Source organism: Micromonospora phytophila, from assembly GCF_023656545.1.
Lineage (GTDB): Bacteria > Actinomycetota > Actinomycetes > Mycobacteriales > Micromonosporaceae > Micromonospora > Micromonospora phytophila.
Genome location: NZ_JAMOKF010000503.1, coordinates 1 through 2794, shown reverse-complemented (window position 1 = coordinate 2794; position 2794 = coordinate 1). Strand labels below are relative to the sequence as shown.

Below are 2794 nucleotides of genomic sequence, written 5' to 3'. Positions count from 1 at the left end.
GGCCGTCGTCGGTGCGGCGGTCGCGGACGTCGGTGCGGCGGGTGGGGCGTCGGGCATGCCGACACTGTACGAGCCGAGGCTCCGTACCCTGGCCGGGTGACCCTGCGACTGCTCGAGTTCGTGGTGGCCGGCAACGAGGCCAGCGACCTGCTGCCGGTGCGTTCGGCGGTGCTGCTGCGCGCGTACGGCGCCCGGCGCGGCTTCTGGACGGTGCTGGACGAGGGGCCGGTGGAGCGCTGCCTGGCCCTGTTGCTGGAGCTCGACGACGGCCGCTGGGTCGCCCACCACGTGGTCGCCGACGCCGGGGCGGAGAACGGCCGGACCGAGGACGGCGAGGCGCTGGCCCACCACGACGGCTGGGTGTACGTCTTCGGCTCGCACTTCGGGTCGAAGGCCGGGCCGCTGCGCCCGCGACGCGCCTTCGTGGCCCGGTTCCGGGAGGACGACGTGGCGGCCGGCGCGCTGCCGGTGCACGTGGTGCGCAACCGCTTCCGGCTGCACCGCGCGGTCAACGACGCGCTGCTCAAGGCGGCGTTCACCCCGCTGCCGCCGGGCGAGCGGGTGCGGGCCCGGTTCATCGGTGAGACCCTCGCCCGGGGCACCGCCCGGGCGAAGAGCTGGGTGGCCCGGTTGGTCCCCGACGACCTGCCGCTCAACGTGGAGGCCGCCGCCTTCACCCCGGCCGGCACCGTCCTGCTCGGGTTGCGCTTCCCGGTGACCACCGAGGGGGAGCCGATCCTGGTCGAGCTGACCGGGGTGCCCGACATGTTCGACGCCGCTGCGCGCTGGCCGGAGACGTCGGGGGCGTACGTCCTGACCGGGGTGACCCCGCCCGGCGTGCTCGCCGGCTTCCGGGCCATCGCCGTCACTTCCGACGGCGGCTACGCGGCGGTGATCGGGTCGATCGACGCGCTGGGCAAGGGCTCGGTGCTGCTCGACGACCACCCGGCGGGCGGGGACGTCACCTCGCGCCACGTCCGCTTCCGGCTGCCCGCCGACGGCCATCTGGTCCCCGGTGAGCTGGTGGCGGACCTGGCCCCGTTCCACCACGTGGAGGGGCTGGCCGAGCTGGACGGGCGGATCTTCTACGTCACCGACGAGGACCACCGCGTGGCGCTCTGGGTGGGCTGACCGGGACCGCTGCCGCCGCCGGGTCGGCGACCGGGCGGCACCTCCACGGGCGAGGCCCGCGGACCCTCGTGGTGCCGCTCGATCGCCGGTTTCCCCATCGCCGGTGCGGGCGCGTGGGTGCCGCGCCGGCCCCCGTTCTCGGGCAGTGGAAGCATGCCCAACCCGTCCCGGGGGCGTCGAGGTTTTTCAGCCCACGCTTAAAGACGGAGATAAGTGCCGGCCCGGGTAGAGTTCAAACGGCCTCCGGCATCCCCTCTGCCGGTGGCGCAGGAGCACTCCATGCTGAAAATCTACTTCTCCGCCGAGGACATCCTCCGGACCCGGGTGGCTCCGGCGGCGGATCCGGTCTGGGAACTGGTCCTCAGCCTGCACCTGCTGCCGGGGCGCAGCCGTGACCCGCTGATGGCGGGTTGGCGACGCAACGTGACCCGGGGTCTGCGCCGGGACGGCGGCCGCGAGGGCCTGCGGCTGTTGTTCGCGCTGAACCCGCCCCGCGGCTACTTCCCCGACTTCCTCACCCCCTACGAGAGCCTGACCGGGTTCGAGGCCGGCATGGAGGCCGTGCGGAGCACACCCGTCGCGCTGCTGCGCCGCGATCTGTCGCTGCTCGCCGCCGGCACCGGCCTGCCCGCCGCCGCCTCGGCGCTGGCCCGGGGGGAGCCGTCGGCGCTGCGCCACCTGACCGGCGCCATGGAGCAGTACCGCGACCTGGCGATCGACCCGTACTGGGGCAGGATCCAGGCGGCGGTGGAGGCCGACCGGACCAGACGGGCCCGGGCGCTGCTCGACGGCGGGGTCGAGGGACTGCTCACCAGCCTGCGGCCGGCCGTGCGCTGGGAGTCGGGCGTGCTGGAGATCCATGACTACCCGCACAGCCGGGAGCTGCACCTGGACGGGCGCGGGCTGCTGCTGGTGCCGTCGTTCTTCTGCGCGCGTACCCCGGTGGCGTTGCTGGACCCGACGCTGCCCCCGGTCCTGGTCTACCCGGTGGACCGGTTGGGTGGGCTTGCTCCCGCCGCCGGTGAGGGGGCCGGGCCGGGGTCGCCCGGCGCGGGCCGGGAGGCGCTGGCCGCGCTGCTCGGCCGCACCCGGGCCGCCGTGCTGGAGGCGAGCGACGCCGGCTGCACCACCGGCGAGGTGGCCCGCCGGCTGCACATCTCACCGGCCGCCGCCAGCCAGCACACCACCGTGCTGCGAAACGCCGGCCTGCTGGTCAGCCACCGCGACCGCAACACCGTCCTGCACACCCTGACCCCCCTGGGCCGCGCGATGCTCGACACCTGACCCCCTCAGGCGGGGGCGGAGCGTCAGAGGGCGAGGGCGGCGACGGCGGTGCTGCCCGTGGGCGCAGGGAGCAGGGTCGAGCCGACGCCCTCGGCGGCGAGCGCGGTGCGCAGGCGGTGCACGTCCGCGCCGAAGCGGACCAGGCCGGTCGGGTCGACCGGGGTGGCCGGGGAGCCGAGCACCAGCGTCGTCGCCTCCGCCGGCCAGCCGGGCACGACGGCGACCAGTCCGGCGCGTACCTCCTCGTCGGTGACGTGGGTGAACGTCGTGCCGGGCGCGACCACGTCGGCGACCGCGGCGATCGCCCGGGCGACCGCGGCCGGGTCGGGTGGGGTCGGGCCCGCGCCGTCGGGCAGGGTGGCGGCGGCGGCCAGGCCGG

The 2794-nt window shown here is 75.8% G+C and carries 2 protein-coding genes and 1 pseudogene; 2 read left to right on the top strand and 1 reads right to left on the bottom strand.

The features are described 5' to 3' along the window. Positions 1 to 96: 96 nt before the first annotated feature. Positions 97 to 1131: a DUF4185 domain-containing protein gene (locus NCC78_RS30410; RefSeq protein ID WP_250798839.1), complete on the top strand. Its 1035-nt coding sequence runs from the start codon at positions 97 to 99 to the stop codon at positions 1129 to 1131. Between the two features lie 279 nt (positions 1132 to 1410). Then, positions 1411 to 2415: an ArsR/SmtB family transcription factor gene (locus NCC78_RS30405; protein ID WP_250798838.1), complete on the top strand. Its 1005-nt coding sequence runs from the start codon at positions 1411 to 1413 to the stop codon at positions 2413 to 2415. Positions 2416 to 2438: 23 nt separating this feature from the next. On the opposite strand, the pseudogene NCC78_RS30400 reads toward NCC78_RS30405, so the two are convergent. Next, positions 2439 to 2794, bottom strand: a pseudogene (locus NCC78_RS30400) (coenzyme F420-0:L-glutamate ligase); the annotation flags it as partial.